The 18,632-nt window shown below is 48.8% G+C and carries 13 protein-coding genes and 1 pseudogene; all 14 read left to right on the top strand.

Going from position 1 to position 18,632, the window contains the following annotated elements:
- Positions 1–64 precede the first annotated feature (64 nt).
- Entirely contained in the window at positions 65–2,365 is a 2,301-nt protein-coding gene (locus AB4Z29_RS26020) for a glycoside hydrolase family 2 protein (RefSeq protein WP_441945884.1), read from the top strand.
- Between the two features lie 17 nt (positions 2,366–2,382).
- The gene (locus AB4Z29_RS26015) at positions 2,383–3,957 is read left to right on the top strand and encodes a glycoside hydrolase family 43 protein (RefSeq protein ID WP_441945883.1); all 1,575 of its coding nucleotides are present in this window, start codon (positions 2,383–2,385) and stop codon (positions 3,955–3,957) included.
- A 182-nt stretch (positions 3,958–4,139) separates the two neighbouring features.
- The gene (locus tag AB4Z29_RS26010) at positions 4,140–5,414 is read left to right on the top strand and encodes a glycoside hydrolase family 1 protein (RefSeq protein WP_441945882.1); all 1,275 of its coding nucleotides are present in this window, start codon (positions 4,140–4,142) and stop codon (positions 5,412–5,414) included.
- Between the two features lie 170 nt (positions 5,415–5,584).
- Positions 5,585–6,550 (top strand): ABC transporter permease, encoded by a 966-nt coding sequence (locus AB4Z29_RS26005; RefSeq protein WP_441945881.1) that lies wholly within the window; start codon positions 5,585–5,587, stop codon positions 6,548–6,550.
- Between the two features lie 12 nt (positions 6,551–6,562).
- On the top strand, positions 6,563–7,447 hold the full coding sequence (locus AB4Z29_RS26000) for a carbohydrate ABC transporter permease (protein ID WP_441945880.1): 885 nt from the start codon (positions 6,563–6,565) through the stop codon (positions 7,445–7,447).
- A 104-nt stretch (positions 7,448–7,551) separates the two neighbouring features.
- A complete protein-coding gene (locus tag AB4Z29_RS25995) occupies positions 7,552–9,306 on the top strand; it encodes a histidine kinase (protein WP_441945879.1) in 1,755 nt (584 codons plus the stop codon).
- Positions 9,303–10,898 carry a response regulator transcription factor gene (locus AB4Z29_RS25990; RefSeq protein WP_441945878.1) on the top strand — a complete coding sequence of 532 codons (1,596 nt, stop codon included), beginning with the start codon at positions 9,303–9,305 and terminating at the stop codon, positions 10,896–10,898. Before AB4Z29_RS25995 ends, AB4Z29_RS25990 begins: the two co-directional genes overlap by 4 nt.
- A gap of 144 nt (positions 10,899–11,042) precedes the next feature.
- Positions 11,043–11,210, top strand: coding sequence for a hypothetical protein (locus AB4Z29_RS25985; RefSeq protein WP_441945877.1), 168 nt, complete (start codon positions 11,043–11,045; stop codon positions 11,208–11,210).
- 38 nt (positions 11,211–11,248) lie between these two features.
- Positions 11,249–12,844: a GH35 family beta-galactosidase gene (locus AB4Z29_RS25980; protein ID WP_441945876.1), complete on the top strand. Its 1,596-nt coding sequence runs from the start codon at positions 11,249–11,251 to the stop codon at positions 12,842–12,844.
- 127 nt (positions 12,845–12,971) lie between these two features.
- A complete protein-coding gene (locus AB4Z29_RS25975; RefSeq protein WP_441945875.1) occupies positions 12,972–13,184 on the top strand; it encodes a hypothetical protein in 213 nt (70 codons plus the stop codon).
- Positions 13,185–13,238: 54 nt separating this feature from the next.
- A pseudogene (locus tag AB4Z29_RS25970) lies at positions 13,239–13,971 on the top strand (SDR family oxidoreductase).
- A gap of 124 nt (positions 13,972–14,095) precedes the next feature.
- The gene (locus AB4Z29_RS25965; protein ID WP_441945874.1) at positions 14,096–16,405 is read left to right on the top strand and encodes a glycoside hydrolase family 2 TIM barrel-domain containing protein; all 2,310 of its coding nucleotides are present in this window, start codon (positions 14,096–14,098) and stop codon (positions 16,403–16,405) included.
- A gap of 177 nt (positions 16,406–16,582) precedes the next feature.
- Positions 16,583–17,209 carry an LPXTG cell wall anchor domain-containing protein gene (locus AB4Z29_RS25960; RefSeq protein ID WP_441945873.1) on the top strand — a complete coding sequence of 209 codons (627 nt, stop codon included), beginning with the start codon at positions 16,583–16,585 and terminating at the stop codon, positions 17,207–17,209.
- A 123-nt stretch (positions 17,210–17,332) separates the two neighbouring features.
- Positions 17,333–18,625, top strand: coding sequence for a class B sortase (gene srtB / locus AB4Z29_RS25955; RefSeq protein WP_441945872.1), 1,293 nt, complete (start codon positions 17,333–17,335; stop codon positions 18,623–18,625).
- The last annotated feature ends 7 nt before the right edge of the window (positions 18,626–18,632 follow it).

Genomic DNA, 18,632 nt, shown 5'->3' with positions numbered 1-18,632 from the left:
CTCGGAGCGTCATTCATTAGGCCCTGTATCCTTTTCTGTACATGATTTTTAACAAAGAAGGGATATGAATGGGCTGCAGATCATCGACTTGAATGAAAACTGGATGTTTACTCCAACGGATCGCTCCGCTTATGCGATTGATCCTATCTATGAGGGGAAACCCGTTGCATTGCCTCATTCCTGGAATCATTCGGACGGGCAAGGGGAGCAAGAACAATATTTCCGGGGACAATGCTGGTACCAGCATAACCTGCAAATCTCTTCGGAACTTCTGGCTAAACGACTGTTCCTCGAGATTGGCGCAGCGGGGAATAGGGCAACGGTCTATGTCAACGGCCAACTAGCCGGAGAAAGCCGATGCGGGTATGCCATGTTCCGGGTCCGGCTTAATCGCTATTTGAAGGCAGGAGAAAACCTGATTTCTGTTGCCGTGGACAATCGACATGCACCCGATGTATTCCCCTTAATGGCCGACTTTACTTTTTACGGCGGTTTATATCGTGAAGTTAAGCTTCTCGCGATGGAGGATGTTTACTTTGACGTAGAGGATCTTAGTCGAGATGGCGTCTACTTGACTCCCAAGAAGATTGACAATGATTCATTCGAACTCGAGATTCGCGGGACACTGGTCAATGAATCGCCCAAGAAGATCAATGGAGTCCTTAAAGCTCAACTGCTGAGTCAGGATGGAAATATTGCATTTGAATTCAGTAGGAAGCTTGAGGTCGAGGCCGCAACCGAGTTTAACATTGTGGAAACCGAAACCGTTCGTAATCCCTTTCTGTGGGATGGAGTCGACCATCCGTATCTGTATAACGCCTGCATTTCGTTCACCTTGGACGGTCGCGTTTACGATTTGCGACATATAGAGATCGGGTTTAGGACCGTTGAAGTCACGCCGGATCGAGGCGTGCTTCTAAACGGAAAGCCGCTCAAGCTTAAAGGGGTTAGCCGTCATCAGGATTATGCCGGCGTAGGCAACGCCGTTACGAAAGAGCAGATGGAAGAGGATATGGCCATCATCCGGGACATGGGGGCGAACAGCATTCGTCTTGCCCATTACCAGCATGATGATTATTTTTACAAGTTATGCGATAGAAGCGGGATGTTGGTATGGGCTGAAATTCCGTTTATCAGCACCCCTTCTTCCCAAGACCCGGAAAACCGAAATGCAAAGGAACAATTGGAAAGGCTCATCAAGCAAGCCTATAATCATTGTTCGATATATTGCTGGGGCGTGCAAAACGAGATCACGATTGCCGTTGAAAACGAGCAAACCTATGAAACGATCAGGCAGCTCCATGCGATGGCGAAGCAGCTCGATCCCAATCGTTTGTCCGCGCAAGCCAACATCTATTCGGTTGAAAACGATAATTTGATCCATGATTTAACCGATATGGTCGGATATAACTTATATTACGGCTGGTATTACGGTGAATTGAATGGTTTAGGCAGCCGTCTGGACGAGTTTCATCGCGTTAATCCCCAAGTGCCTGTTCTCGTATCGGAGTATGGTGTCGATGCGAATCCGAGATTCCAATCCGATTCTCCGAAAGTGAAAGATTATTCGGAACAATATCAGATCGTATTCCATCATAATGCGATTAAAACGATACAAGATCGATCATTTATTATGGGCGGATATGTGTGGAATATGTTCGATTTCGGCAGCGCGAGCAGAAATGAAGGCGGTGATCGGGGAAAAAACATGAAGGGGCTCGTTACGCTGGACCGAAAATTAAAAAAAGATGCCTACTATTTATATAAGGCATATTGGTCCAAAGAACCGTTTGTTCACTTAGCCGGCCGTCGATTCGTCAATCGACACGAAGCAAATAACGACCTCCTTATTATGTCCAACTTATCCCGTCTGAAGGTTTACAATAACGATGTATGGCTTGACGAAATCAAGACGGTGGAGCCCGTTAATCGGTTGCGGGCCGTCACGTTGGCTTTGGGAGAGAATCGAATCAGGGTTGAGGGCATCGACGAGAATGGGAATATCTATACCGACGAAATGACCCTTCATTATGTGACGGAAATAGACAAGAGTTATACCTTAGTTGCACCGGAACAAAACAATCATGTCGTGAATTGGTTCGAGAAGTTTGATCTCTCCAATGTTCAAGAGGTCAATCTCCGCGACGGCTTTTATTCGACCTTCGATACGGTGGAAGAGCTTTGCCTTAACGAAGAGGCCAAAGCGGTATTCGAGAAATACTTCGGGAATATGGCCGACAATCCTCAATTTGCTGCGATGAAGGCCGTTATGTCGATTGAAAAACTGTCGAAAATATCCATGTTGAAGATTCCCAAAGAACTGCTTTCCGTTATTAACAAGGAACTGAACATCATTAAGAAATAAAAGAGGGGGAATTAGCGATGGCATCATTCAAAAATCCTGTTATCCCGGGCTTTCATCCCGATCCCAGCGTTTGCAGGGTAGGAGAAGATTACTATCTGGTCACGAGCTCCTTCGATTATTTTCCGGGCATTCCGATCTTTCATAGCAAGGATCTGGTCAATTGGCGTCAGTTGGGGCATGTGTTGACGCGCGAGAGTCAGCTTCCGCTTAAGGGAATGCTCCCGCAAGGATATTCGCAAGGGATTTATGCGCCAACGATTCGTTACCGCGACGGGCGCTTCTACGTCATTACGACGAACATTTCCATTCATAAAAGTTTCTACGTGTGGGCGGAAAGTCCGGAAGGGCCTTGGTCCGAGCCGATCTATCTTGAAGGATGGGGCGGCGTAGATCCGTCCTTGCTATTCGATGAGGATGGCAGCGTGTATTTGACGGGCACCGCTAACTTTTATGGGGAGAGCGCAGGCATTTACCAAGCGGAGATCGATATCGCAAGCGGGACCTTGTTGAGCGAGCGGCGCCTGATATGGGAAGGTACGGGTGGAAGCCATCCCGAAGGTCCGCATTTGTATCGGATTAACGGGTGGTATTATCTCATGGTGGCAGAGGGCGGAACGGAATACGGTCATATGGAAACGATCGCGCGGAGCCGCAGTCCGTACGGTCCTTTCGAGAGCAATCCGGCGAATCCGATTCTCTCCAATCGAAGCACGCCTAAGCCGATTCAGGGGACGGGGCATGCCGATCTCGTTCAAGCGGCGGACGGCAGCTGGTGGTGCGTGTTTCTAGGCATCCGGCCGGTCGCCAACGCGAAACGCCATATTCTGGGACGGGAGACGAATTTGGCGCCCGTCGCTTGGAACGAAGAAGGATGGCCGGTCGTCGGCAATGACGGCAGAGCCGAGCTTGAGCACGATGCCAGAAGCTTGCCGCTGGGAGCTCCTGCCGAGTGGGTAAGCCGGGATGATTTTGATTCGGACAAGCTGGGTTCGGCTTGGAATTTCTACCGGAACCCCGTCCCGGAGTCGTGGTCCCTGACGGACCGGCCGGGATGGTTGACGCTCAGGGGGCAGGCTTGCACCTTGAACGACAAAGAATCGCCGGCGTTTGTTGGCCGCAGACAGCAGCATCTCAATTGCGAGATCAAGACGCTGATCGATTTTGAACCGTCAGTAGAAGGCGAAGAGGCCGGACTTACCGTATTCATGAACGAGAAATTCCATTACGAGATTGCCAAGGCGTTGAAGGACGGCAAGTCTAAGCTTATCTTTAGGCGCCGCGTTGGAAGCATAACGATTATCGAAGCGGAAGTGGATTACGACGAAGCGACGGTTATTCTCGGCGTTCAAGCGAACGAAGTATTATATACGTTCACGTATGAGGCTCCCGGCAAGGAACCCGTGGTGATCGGCAAGGGAGAGACGGCTTTCCTTTCCAAGGAAGTCGCGGGCAGCTTTGCCGGCGTGTTCTTTGCGATGTATGCGACCGGGAATGGGAGAAACGTGCATGAACCGGCTCGTTTCGACTATTTCAACTATGCCCCTTTGGAAGATAAGCCTATGGATTTTTTCACGATTATGTCATTAGCTTAACGAGTAACATCGATTCCCGCTCTTCATGAGCGGGAATTTTTTTTGGTTTGCCGGAAGGACGTCTCGGCTCGGGAAGTCGTGAAACCGTTAGTGGATTAGTCGCGATAACGTTAGTTGGCCTTAAGGGAATTGAATATCATGAATGAGAGAGGATAGACATCACTTGAGAGGAGCAATTCCATATGACAAATCGTTTTCCCGACGATTTCTATTGGGGGGCCTCGACGGCCGCCCATCAGGTAGAAGGAAACAATACCCATTCCGATTTTTGGCTCATGGAAAATTTGGAGGGCTCGATTTTTAAGGAGCGTTCGGGCAGCGCCGTAGACCATTATCGGCTGTTCAAGGAAGACATTGCGCTGCTCTCCTCGTTCGGATTGAATTCGTACCGATTCTCCATCGAGTGGGCGAGGATTGAACCGGAAGAAGGACGTTTCGATCCGGCAGCCATCGAACATTATCGGGACGTATTGTTGGCATGCAAAAGCTCGAATGTAACGCCGATTGTCACGTTGCACCATTTCACGACACCGCAATGGCTTATTCGCGCGGGTGGCTGGGAGTCGGCTGAGACGCCTGCCCGTTTCGCCCGTTATTGCGCATATGTCATGAGGGAATTAGGTGAATTAATTCCTTACGTTTGCACGATCAATGAAGCTAATATCTCTATCGGAATAGCGAAAATCATAAAACGGCATCAATCCGGGGGTGGCCAAGCCCAAGTTGGCATCAACACGGATAGCATGAGCCAAATGCAAAAATATTTCATGGCTTTAGGACAAGCATTCGGCCTACATCCGCAAGAGGTGCACTCCTTCCTCGGTGCTCGTACGGAGAACGGACTGGAGGTCATCTTCAAGTCGCATACGGAGGCGAGAAGCGCGATTCGTCAGGTGAGTCCGAATACCCGGATCGGCTTGTCTTTGTCACTGTATGACATTCAATCGATCCCAGGGGGGGAACAGCAGGCGGCTGAAGCTTATCACGAAGAGTTTCTGCAGTTTCTTCCTTATCTGGAAGACGACGATTTCTTTGGCTTGCAAAATTATACCCGCATGGTATACGGGGCGGATGGTCTTCTGCCGGTTCCCGATGACGTTGAAAAGACGCAGATGGGGAACGAGTATTATCCGGAAGCGCTCGGAGGAGCCGTTCGTTTCGTCTCCAAGCATCTGAAGCAGCCGATTATGATTACGGAAAACGGGATCGGGACGGACAACGATGAACGCCGCGTTGCTTTTATTGACCAAGCATTGAAAGGCGTACAAGCTTGCATTACGGAAGGAATTCCGGTCATCGGTTACATGCACTGGTCTCTGCTCGATAACTTCGAATGGCAGCTCGGCTACTCGAAGACGTTCGGATTGGTCGAAGTGGACCGGTCAACGCAAGAGCGCAAGCCTAAGCCTAGCGCGTATCATCTTGGAAGCATTGCTAGAGATAATTCATTGAAATAAGAGCGGTCGAAGCCGGATCCTTAGAAAGGATTCGGCTTCAAAATTAAGCGGGGGAAAAGTCGTCAAACCGTTATCAAAAAAGTCGTCATTCCGTTAGTTGGCTGTACGGGCATCCCGTATGATAAGGATAGTCAGAAATAGAAAACAGATGAACAGGAAGGGGAACGACAATGGCACAAGCCTCCGCGGTAAATGCCCAAAAAGCAGTAAAGAAACCACTGAAAAGGAAAACCCAATATCGGAAATATGCGCCGCTTCTGATTATGATGATTCCAGGTCTTCTTTACATTCTAATCAACAACTATCTCCCAATGCTCGGAATCGTCATCGCATTTAAGGACGTGAACTTTGCCAAAGGCATTCTGCAGAGCGATTGGGTTGGATTCGCCAACTTCGAGTACCTCTTCAAAACTACGGATGCGTACATCATAACGCGCAATACGATTCTGTATAACCTTGTGTTCATTATTCTAGGAACGGTGCTTTCGCTGGCAGCCGCGATACTGCTAAATGAAATTAAGAGCAAGGTGCTGGTTAAGACGTACCAGAGCATCATCACACTGCCGCATCTGATTTCCATGGTTATCGTCGGCTATCTCGGCTTTGCTTTCTTAAGCCCGGATACGGGGTTTCTTAACAGGACGGTGCTGCCATGGCTCGGCATCGAGGAAGGGATTTCGTGGTATACGGAAAATAAGTATTGGCCTTGGATTCTGACCTTGGTCCACTTCTGGAAGGCCATCGGGTATTCCAGCATCGTATACTTCGCAGCGCTTCTTGGCATTGACGAAGAATATTACGAGGCGGCCAGACTTGACGGCGCTACACGTTGGCAGCAAATCCGCCACATCACGCTGCCGATTATCGTACCGGTCATCACCATGCTGACGCTGCTGAATATCGGACGAATTTTCTACTCCGACTTCGGATTGTTCTATCAGGTGCCGATGAATTCCGGGGCATTGTTCGAAACGACTTCCACGATCGACACTTACGTCTTCAGAGGACTGATGGGCTCAGGCGACATCGGAATGTCCACGGCGGCGGGCGTCTATCAATCCATCGTCGGCTTTATCCTCGTCATTGTGGCGAACCTTGTCGTAAGACGCTCCAACAAAGATAATGCACTGTTCTAAGGAGGTCCTAATATGAAAAACGAAGATAGATTTATTACCTGGTTCAGCCATGTTTCTATGTTTCTATTCGCTGCTGTATGTCTCATTCCGTTCTTGCTGCTCATTTCAGCATCCTTGACGGATCAGAATGCGATTACCGCGCACGGTTATTCCTTTATTCCTCAAGTGTTCAGTACGTCGGCTTATGAATATTTGCTGGACAGAGGTTCGGACATCGCCAGAGCTTACGGTATTACGATATTCGTTACGGTCTTTGGTACGGTGGTCGGGTTGGCCATCACGATATTGCTGGCATATCCGCTATCCAGAAGAGAAACACCGCACCGCAATTTGCTCATGTTCATTATTTTCTTTACGATGCTGTTCCATGGGGGGCTCGTTCCCTCGTACCTGGTGTACGCCCAATTGCTCGATTTAAAAAACTCGATTTGGGCGCTTATCGTACCGGGGCTGCTCACGAACGGTTTTTATATCATGATGATGCGAACGTTCTTCCAGTCGACCGTGCCGCCGGCATTAATCGAATCGGCACAGCTGGACGGAGCGAATGAGTACCGGACGCTTTGGTCCGTCGTCCTGCCGCTGTCGACGCCCGTCGTCGCGACAATCGGCTTGTTTACCACCATCATGTACTGGAACGATTGGCAGAACGGGATGATTTACATTACCAACCCCGAGCTGTTCAGCGTCCAAAATTTGCTTAACCGAATTATGCAGGATATTCAGTTTATTACGACCAATTTGACCGCTGACGCGGGAGAGGCTATGCAGCAGATGCCGACTGACTCGGTTAAGATGGCTATTGCGGTCATCGGCGTATTGCCGATCCTGGTCGCCTACCCGTTCTTCCAAAAGTACTTCATTAAAGGAATTATGATCGGTGCCGTAAAAGGGTAAGCTGATTGCATAAGAGGTCCAAACGCCGCAGCCTTGCACGAGGTTGTGGCGCTTGGACTTTCATTTCGTATAAGATGGAGGAAACGGATTAAGGAGCCAAGAGTATGAAGACACCCGGGTGGTTGAGGTTAAGAGGTTCCCTGAATTTTAAATTAATCTTAAGCGTGCTAATCATGACGGGACCGCTGCTTGGCATGCTGTTATACAACAACTTTTATGCGATTGATGTCGTTAGGGAGCAGGTCGCGGATTCCTATAAAAACATGCTGACTCTATACATGAACCAAATCGATTCTGGATTAAACGACGTGGATGTTTATTTGAACTCCATGTTATCGGGCATTGATTTGGTTTCTCTGGATCAGGCCGAAACGGATGCGGATTATTACAGCTCGAAGGTGTTTTTGTTCAATAAGCTGAGCAAGGACGTTCCTTTATATGATTCCTTAAGTTCATTTTTCGTTTACGCGGATAAAAGGCAGGAGCTTATGGACGTGAATAAGACTCAAAATTTAACGATTGAGGAAAAGGAGCTCATCCAACATTATATTTCCGATCTTATTCGATCCGGCGGGCTAACGGGCAACACACCGCAAGGATGGCAGTATGCACGTATTGGGAATATCGATTATCTATTCGATATCGTCCGATCCGGCAATGTATATTTGGGAGGCTGGGTGAGAACCGACCAATTGATGGCGCCGATCCAATCTCTTCAGATTGGGGAAGGGGGCAGCGTTTTACTCGCGAATGACCGGGGAGAACCGATTACGGATACAGAGCTTGTCGACGAGAACGGGATACAACTGCACCAAAGTGAAGGCGACTATTATTTGACCGGTTCCGAACGGAAATATTTGATTGTAGATTCACCCTCCGCCAAAGGCAATTTCAAGCTGGTTGCCGTCATACCGGATCACCATATCTTGGATCGGCTGCCGTATCTGCAGTCGATTATATGGCTCATTTCTGCTACTTCGCTTTTCTTTATCCCGATCGGGCTGTACTTCATCAGGCAGGCCATACTCGTGCCATTATACCGGGTCCTAATCTCGATGAAAAAGGTCCGAAGCGGGGATTGGAGCGTTAGGGTCGACATGCACAAAGGCGGTTCGGAGGAGTTCAAAATACTGGGAGAATCGTTCAACTCCATGATGTCGGAAATCGAAACGCTTCGCGTCAACGTTTATGAAGAACAGATAAATAAGCAGAAGGAAGAGCTGCAGCGGCTGCAATTGCAGGTTAACCCTCACTTTTTCCTCAATTCGCTTAATATCGTTTACAACTTGGCCAAGGTTAAAAATTATGAACTGACGATGAAATTGACGCGGTCATTGGTTCACTATTTCCGATACATGTTCAGAAGCAATACGACATTCGTCCCTTTGAAAGACGAGCTGGAGCACACCCGCAACTACTTGGGTATTCAAGCGTTGCGTTTTCCAGAGAAACTGAAGTGGTCCATCGAAGCTCCGGACTACTTGACGGATACGCCGATTCCTCCCCTCGCCATTCAGTCGTTCGTCGAGAATTCGATTAAACACGCGGTTACGATGGACAGGCTTGTCCATATTTCCGTTAGGATCGACTTTTTGGAAGAAGACAGCGGAACTTGGGTGAAGATCAGCATTAAGGACACGGGTAGCGGATTCGGCGATGAGGTGCTTCGCGAGCTGCAGTCGGGCAGAAGCGTCGAAAACGAACGAGGAGAGCATACCGGAATATGGAACGTTCAGCGACGGTTGAATTTATTGTATGGCGATTCCGTAACCATTCGTTTCGCCAACGATTCGGAAAGCGGAGGCGCTTCTGTATTCTATGTTATCCCGATTAATCCCCTAATGGAGGTCAAGCAATGAACGATCACTTGCTCATCGTCGACGACGAAATTCATGCCATTGAAGGCGTTAAAGCGGATCTCGATTTGCCAAAACTCGGGATCTCGGAATTGTATACCGCCAATAATATTAGGCAAGCGAAAGAATGGTTCGAAAGCGCAACAATCGATATTCTGTTATGCGATATCGAGATGCCGCAAGGAAACGGGCTGGAATTGCTGACCTGGGTAAAGGAACATTATCCGCACACGGTCACGATATTTCTAACGAGCCATGCCGACTTCAAATACGCGAGAGAAGCGCTGACGCTTGGCAGTCTTGACTATCTGCTTAAGCCGGTGCTGGCGGAGGAGCTGGAGAACGCGATTCGAAAGGCTCAGGCCGTCATCGTCAAGAACAGCGAAAACACCCGCAACGTTAAATTCCATCAATTGTGGCAGAAGCATCAATCGTTCATCATCGAACGATTCTGGATGGATTTGATCCATCATACGTTTCCCAGCCATCAGGCTGCGATTCGGGAGCAGGTCGAGCAGCATCATATCCCGATTACGGATGATTCAGTGTTCTTCCCCATCTTGATTTCCATCCAGCGCTGGAACAAGGAAATGAAGCGCAGAGACGAAAAGATTTTGGAATACGCGCTGAAAAATGCCGCAGAAGAGATGCTTATCGGAAGCCACGACAACGGAATCTGTTTCCAGCTCGACAGAGGGTTTCTGCTCGTGATCTTGATGTCGGAGAGGGACAGCCCTTGGAACGAGGAAAGAATCAGGGAAGCCGCCGGTCTTTACGTGGAGTCTTGCCATCGGTATTTTTACTGCAACCAATCCTGTTATTTGGGACGTTCCGCGGAAGCGCATGAGATAGCCGGAATGGTCGCGGCGCTGCGGGAGCGCGACCGGAATAACGTTGCGTACGTCAATCGAGTACTGCCACTCGACCATGTGGAGCAATCGGATACCCCGGCTGAACTGCCTGAACTCGGCGCTGTGTCTTCATTGCTGAAAACCGGTACGAAGGAAGCCGTCAAACACGAAGTAGAAAAATACCTCGACAAACTCGTTAGCAGTCATGATATCAATGCGGATACGCTGCATCGATTTAGTCAGAACTTTATCCAGGTTTTATATACGTTTCTGAACACGAATGGCATCCAGGCTCACCAGTTATTCGGGGATGAACTGTCAAGACGCTTATCGGAGCTGGCGGGGCGTTCCGTTACCGACATGATTGTCTGGGTTCATCATGCCGTTAACAAGGCCATGTATCAAGCGGAAGCGGTCAAGGAAAACGATACGGTCGTTCTAACCGTCAAACGGTTCATTGCGCTCAACATGGATCAAGACTTGTCCAGAGAGACAATCGCTGAACAGGTATATTTGAATCCTGATTATTTATCTAGAATTTTCAAGAAAGAAACGGGATACTCGATCTCGGATTATGTCCTATTGGAAAGAATCAATAAAGCGAAGGAGCTGCTGCTTCAAACGAACGTGTCCGTCAGCGCCGTCGCTTCTTCGGTCGGATACACGAACTTCTCTCACTTTGCCAAAATATTCAAAAAGTATGTAGGAACAGGGCCGACGGAATTTCGTAATCAGCCCGGTTAAACAGAGGAAGAGGCTGTCGCTTAATGCGGCAGCTTCTTTTTCTTTTAGTCGTGAAAGTGTTATTCATTACGTCGTCTAAGCGTTAGTCCGCCGGGGGGCAAGAAGCTATGATGAAACAAAGTACAAAAGGGGATGGATAAAAACATGAATGACAATCCGAGCGCAAGACGCCTGGTCACCGTTCTGACGGCTTCTTATTCTGGCATCGGAACGGAACTGAGCAAGCGGCCTGCCGCTCTTCCTCGTCTTGCAAGAGATACCGCCGTGCAGCAACAGTTGTTGGCGATTCTTCGCGAGATGGCGGAGTCTTAAAACACCACTAACATCATTTAAAAGGGGGATTTATTTATATGATGAATCAAGTGCAGCAAAGAAAACAACATCTGCTAATCGATCAAGGAAGACCGTTTATTATGCTTGCAGGAGAGGTCCACAACTCGAGCTCCTCTTCCGCCGAATATATGGAGCCGATCTGGGACAAGGCTGTCAAGCTTGGCTTGAACAGTTTATTGCTGCCCGTGACATGGGAAATGATTGAGCCCGAAGAAGACGTATTCAATTTCAGACTGGTGGACGAGCTGATTAGCCAGGCGAGAAGGCATGGGATGAGAATTGGCTTCTTGTGGTTTGGCGCTTGGAAGAACGCTCAGTGTTATTATGCGCCTTCATGGGTCAAGACGGACATGGAACGTTTCCAAAGAGCGGAAGTCGAGAAAGGCAAGAAAAAAACAAATTTAAAGGATTTCCATGGGATGCCTTATACGACATTGTCCTATCTTTGCGAAGCAACGAATGCGGCGGATGCCAAAGCTTTCCGGAAATTGATGCTGCATATCAAACAAGTGGATGAAAAAGAGCAAACGGTTATGTTGATTCAGGTGGAGAACGAACCGGGGCTGCAAGGGGCGGCAAGAGAGCACTCCGATGCGGCCGACGCCCTGTTCGAAGCGGACGTCCCGCAGTTGTTCGTCGATTATATGAATACGCAAATCGGGACCATGGCAGAGGATGTTCGCCAGGCCGTCGAGAATGGCGCTAAGAGCGGCAGCTGGCAGGCGGTGTTCGGAGATGCAGCGGAGGAGCTGTTCAGCGCGTATCACGTTGCAAGTTATATCGATAAAGTAGCGGCAGCCGGCAAGGAGATATATTTTCTGCCTATGATGGCCAACTGCTGGTTGGACAAAGGTCAGAAGGCCGGGAAGTATCCGAGCGGCGGTCCGGTGTCTCGGGTGATGGAAGTGTGGAAATACTGCGCGCCTCATGTGGATATAATCGCACCTGATATTTATGTTCCAAACTTCTGCGACGTGTGCGACGAGTATGTCAAGATGGACAACCCGCTCTTTATTCCAGAGACGGCGACCCATAGCTACGCGGGCCCGAGGCTGCTATATGTGGTAGGGCATTATCATGCGCTCGGATTTGCTCCGTTCGGTTTCGAGGATATGGGAGAGGCGTTCACGGCCATCGACAGCTATCTGTTCGGCGTGGATGTTTCCGATCCCAATTTGAAAACGCCTCAAAACGTAGAGGAATACGCATGGTATAACAAAACGATCAGCAGCATGATGCCGTTATTGACGGAAAAATATGGGACATCGGATTTGCAGGCCACGATCGTCGAGCGTCCGGAACAAGACATGATGACGTTCGGGGAGTATGGCTTCAAAGTGATGATGAATATGCCCCTTTTGACTCGGAAAGACGGGGTGTGCCTTGTGCTGAAGAAGACCGCGGACGAGTTTTATATCATTGCCAACGGCTGTGCCATCTTCCCGTTCTCCGCAAATCCGGCAAAGCCTAACGTAGATATTCTATCCCTGGAAGAAGGACGTTTTGAACAAGGGAATTGGCAAATGACTCGGAGGCTGAATGGGGACGAGGTTGCGATTATGCGGTATGAGAAGCCTACGTTGCTGAAAATCCAGTTGTTCGGCTACCAATAAAGAAGGCGCAGAAGTCGTGAAAGTGTCATTCGAGATGTCGTCTAACTGTTAGTCCGGCTTGGATCAAAGGGATATCATTATAGTTAGCAAGCAAACTATCGCATGACTTAAGGAGGTGAATACGACAATGAAATTCGATCAAAATTCCAAAGTAGGAGATTTGTTGGCGAATGATGCGGCGAAAGCCGTAGTGGACAAGCATCTCCCTGGATTTTCGACTAACCCGATGACCGGAATGGCTGGCGGCTTCTCGCTAAGCCAATTGGCAGCATTCCCGCAAGCTGGCGTGTCTGCGGAAACATTGGCGCTCATCGTTGCCGATTTGGCTGCTATTGAATAATAAATGATAAATAATCAGGTATTTCGATGTGTCGGAACTAAGGAGGTTGAACAGATGAAACTTAAGGGTAAAGTAGCGATCGTCACGGGAGCGGCATCGGGGATGGGCAAAGCAATCGCGGAGCTCTTCGCCGAAGAAGGCGCGAAAGTGGTCGTTTCCGATGTGAACGTCGATAACGCCGGTAAAGTGGTCGAGGGGATCGGAGCGAAAGGTGGAACGGCTATCGCGACGGCAACCAATGTCGCCGTCGAAGAAGACGTTCAGCGCTTGATCGACACCACGGTTCAAACGTACGGTACGGTGGACATTCTCGTCAACAATGCCGGCATCATGGACAATTTCGTTCCTGCGGGAGACTTGACGGACGAACTATGGGACAAGGTGTTCGCCGTGAACACGACCGGTCCAATGCGGACGACGCGGAAGGTTCTTCCTATCTTCATCGGTCAGAAGAAGGGCGTCATCGTGAATATCGCTTCGGCCGGTGGATTATTCGGTTCGCGGGCAGGCGCTGCCTATACCGCTTCGAAGCATGCCGTCGTCGGATTCACGAAGAATGTCGGCTTCCAGTATGCGACGCAAGGCATACGCTGCAATGCGATCGCGCCAGGCGCGGTCGCTACGAATATCGCAATGTCCTTAACGGCACCGAATCTATTCGGCGCGGAGCGCGCGCAGATCGGCATGGGCATCAACCCAGGCTTAGGTCAACCGGAAGACATCGCGAAGGTTGCGCTGTTCCTGGCTTCCGACGATTCCAGCGGATGCGGGCTGGACGGCCTATTAAACGAGGAACATCGTTCCCCTTAACGAAGGCAGGCGCGGGAATCCGCTCCTGTATCGTAAGGGGATTTTTTTCTAAATGGAACGTCTAATTTAATGGAGACAGAGTCTCTGAAGGAGCGAATAAAATGAGAAAGATCAGTCCGATCAATGAGGCATGGCGTTTTATACGCAGTAACGAGGAGCAGGCTGAAGCCGTATCTTACCAAGACGGCCATTGGGGCGAAGTGCGTCTCCCTCACACCTGGAATGCGGTCGACGGGGCTAACGGATATGAATATCATCAAGGCGCTTGCTGGTACAGAAAGGAGGTCACCCTTGATTCTTCCGAAGAGGGAAGGAAAGTGTTCATCGAATTTAACGGTTCCAATAGCATTACCGATGTCTATGTGAACGGTCGGCATGTGGGTCAGCACAAAGGCGGTTACTCCACCTTTAGGTTCGACATTACGGAGGACGTTGCTTTCGGATCGAAGAACGTGATCGCCGTTAAAGTCGATAATACGGTCGTGGACGACGTCTATCCTCAGAAAGCGGACTTTACTTTCTATGGCGGCATTTACCGCGATGTGAATATCCTTGTAACGAATCCGGTTCATTTCGACGCGATGGATTACGGCTCGAGCGGCGTTTACATCGTACAGGAGCAGATATCGAAAGAAAAGGCCGCTCTCAAAATCGATTCCCGATTGGTAAATGACGGCGACGAGGAGAAAAAGGTTAGACTTTGGGCAACCATTTCGGATGCCGACGGAGGTTCCGTAACTTATGCAGTCAAGGAAGTCGTCTTGGCCGCGGGCGAGACAAGAACAGAAACACTGGCATGCGTCATCGACAATCCGACCCTCTGGAACGGAAGAAATAATCCCTACATGTATACAGCCACCGTATCGATGACCAGCTTTAACGACACGGTGGACGAGATCGCGATTCCGTTCGGCGTCAGGTACTTCCATGTCGATACCGAGAAGGGTTTCTTCTTGAACGGGGAGCATTTGCCGTTATACGGCGTATCGAGACACCAGGACAGAAAAGATAGGGGCTGGGCAATAACGGAACAAGAGCAAGTCGAAGATATGGCATTGATCAAAGAAATTGGAGCGACATCCCTTCGACTCGCCCACTACCAGCACAGCCAAACCTTTTACGATTTGTGCGACAAAGAAGGGATGGTCGTATGGGCGGAAATACCTTTCATTTCGATCATGTCTCAGAACGAAGTGGAAGGGCTTAATGCCAAGCAGCAGATGCTGGAACTGATCAAACAAAATTTCAATCACCCTTCGATCATATTCTGGGGGCTGCAAAACGAAATTCAAATCGGCGGAGAACGTCCGGAGGTTAGAAGGCTCGTTAAAGAGTTGAACGATCTGACCAAAAAAGAAGATCCTACCCGACTGACAACGATGGCCAACGTTCTATTCGTCGACGAGAGAGACGAATTCAACCGCATGACGGACGTGGTCGGCTACAATAAGTATTACGGCTGGTATCACGGCAAGACGGAAGATTTCGATCCGTGGATCGACAAGTTCCATGAAATCAATCCCGACAGACCGCTTTGTATTTCCGAATACGGCGTAGAAGGGATCGTGCAATATCACAGCGCCGAGCCGAAGGTGAAAGACTACACCGAGGAATACCATGCGCTGTACCATGAAGTCGCTTGGAAAATTTTCGAGAAAAAACCGTTCCTTTGGGCAACGTACGTTTGGAATATGTTTGATTTCGGAGCCAATATCAGGGATGAAGGCGGAGTCAAAGGAAGGAACAACAAAGGGCTGGTCACCTACGATAGAAAGATTAAGAAGGATGCTTTCTATCTGTACAAAGCCCATTGGTCTGACGAGAAATTCGTCCATATTACGAGCAAGCGCTTTGTGGATCGAGCGGAGAACAGCATACAGGTTAAGGTCTATTCGAATTGCAATAAGGTTACGCTTTATTTGAACGGCGAAGAGCTGCAATCCAAGTCCAGCGAAGAGAAAGTTTTTATTTTCGAGAATATCGTGCTAGCTGAAGGCATGAATGAAATTCGTGCGGCGGCAAGCGACGCTCTTGCTGCTTATCATGATGTTGCATGGTTTAATAAAGCGGAACAGCCGAATGCAAGTTATGAGGCGCCGCAGGTTGCGGATCAAGGAAAAGAAGCCAAAAACTGGTTCGAGCTGCCCGAAACGAGCATAGAAGAGTTAGCAGAGTTACAGATTACAGACGATGTGTATTCCACCCGTTGCACGTTCAAGGATTTGTTTGCAAATAAAGATGCGGAAATCGTCCTGAATAAGTATATTGGAGAAGGTTTTAGGGACGTGCCGCAATATCCGATGATGCAAGGATTCACGATTGACATGTTGGCAGGCATGGCGCCGGAAAATTTCCCGGACAAGCTCTTATTCGCCATTAATAAAGAACTTACCTTAATTAAAAAAGATTAGTCAATCAAGAAGGCTTGAACTCCATCTGGGGCTCAAGCCTTTAATATTTCATTCTGGAGGAAGTCGTGAAAACGCTATCACGGAAGTCGTCAAAGTGTTAGTTGCCAAATTCTCCGAAAGCTATGATATGGAAGTAAACAAGCGTTATAGAGCTTGTCAAATCTAAGGAGGGTTTATATGAAACGAGTATCTAAAGCATTCGTATTGGCAATGGCGATTTTTAGCATGATGTTGTATGTGTCCGCGTTTGCGAGCGCAGCGTCTACGACCGGTCTGAAAGACGGCGTGTTTGTAGCGAGCGGCGAGACTGCAAAGGATGGCAGCAATTATAAAGTGATTTTGACAGTAGCCGATGGAAAGGTTAATAGCATTGATTTCGGAAAGTATAGCGGCGAAACGAAAATGAGAGCTTCGTTTGTGGACTATGTGGCTGAAGATCAACGGGATGCTTTCAAAGCTGAAGTGGCTGAAATCGATGAATACCAAGAACAATTGAACAGCACACTTGATGGATCGAAAGTCGTTAAGTCCTCCAAACCGGTTGAAGGGTTGAGCGTATATGAAGCCCTCGCAACTTTGTGGAAAAACGTAGTTAAAGATGCAGGCGGCAGCATCGGTGAAGACGGAGCGTCTTCCGCTGACAATTCCGGATCGAAAGAGACTGCTTCCGCAGAAGATTCGGTTACGAAAGCCGTATCGGAGAATCCAAAAACCGGCGACAGCAGTATGCTCGTGTATTTTGTCCTTGCAGGTATTGCTTTGATCGGCATGGTTGCAATGGGTCGGAAAAGACTTACGGCTTAAGCTTAGGCGGCCTCAAATAATGACTTGCGAGAAAGCCGGATCCCAGGCAAGGATTCGGTTTTCAGTGACTTGGCCTATTGATATACGAATATGATGTGCGAATCACTAAGAGGAGCTCGTGTGATGAGAATGACGAACACGCAGCGGGATATACCGCGAAGGAGCAAGATGTGGCACAGGTTGGTTTTCGGTTTGTTTATGATCATTTTCCTATTAGCTGTTTTTCAAATCGTGAGCAGGCTTTGGGAATATCGTTCATCCGACTTGACCTACCAGGTGCTTCATTCTCAAGTGGAGGCCTTGCAGTCATCTAAGCAATTGGCGGACACTTTCCAGCAAGAAGAACGGAAGAGTGAACCGGTACCGATCTCCCAGCTTACTGAGAAAGCAACGCTTCCTTACCAAGTGAGCTCCGGCAGTCGGGATCAGCTAAACGAACAAGGCATTCTGCAACAATACGGCAARCTCCACGCATTAAACGAAGATATGGTCGGTTGGGTCAGCATGCCCGGCTTTAAGAAGCCGATTGATTACCCGATCATGTGGTCGGGGGACAATGAATACTATTTGCACAATGATTTCTATAAAAATGCTTCCCTCGCGGGATCGATCTTCATGGAAGGCTTAAATGATCCGACGGCGTTGCAGAGCCACATCATTCTTTACGGTCATGCGATGCGCAATTTCTCGATGTTCGGCAATTTGCGAGACTATCATAGTACTCCGGATGATTACTTGAACAAAACGAAGATTTATGTGGATTTGCTCCATACGCGTCTGGAATATGAAGTGTTCTCCGTGTACACGGCGGACGCGAAAGATAATTACAGACAGACGCTGTTCGATAATGACGAGGAATTTGCCGCATTCTTGGACAAAATTCAGAGTGCTTCGTTGCATGATTATGGAGTGAAGCTCGGACCGCAGGAGAAGATTCTGACGTTATCCACTTGCGACGAGTCGCTCTACGAGGACGGCCGTTCCGTTATCCATGCCAGGCTGGTGAGTCAAGTCGTATACGACGGATCGGCGGTTCAGACGGAAGGAACGGATGCAGGCAATGAAGCGCAGAAGAGCGTTAAGGATCCTGTACTAGCGAATGTTTATCTGAAGCAGTTGAAGCTTTCCTATGCGGAGGACGGTTCTGTGGTGGAGAAAGCATTGATATCTTCTGCCGATAACCTCATCAAACAATTTTCGTTGGAAGTGCCTGCTGAAGCCATTACGGTATCATTATCCATGATAACGACAGACCCCGAAGCTACAATTCAGGCGGCGGTTAATCAAGTGAAGGCCGACCCTGCGGGCAAGCTGCAGCTTCAAGACGGAGAGAACGAAATTCGTTTGAAAATTATGTCGCGAGACTTGCAATATGCCCGCTATTATACGATCAAGATCATGCGATCGGCTTCTTAGGTCGCCC

The sequence above is a fragment of the Paenibacillus sp. 2TAB23 genome, assembly GCF_052115165.1.
Taxonomy (GTDB): Bacteria; Bacillota; Bacilli; order Paenibacillales; family Paenibacillaceae; genus Pristimantibacillus.
This window is presented reverse-complemented; position numbering and strand designations above follow the sequence as displayed.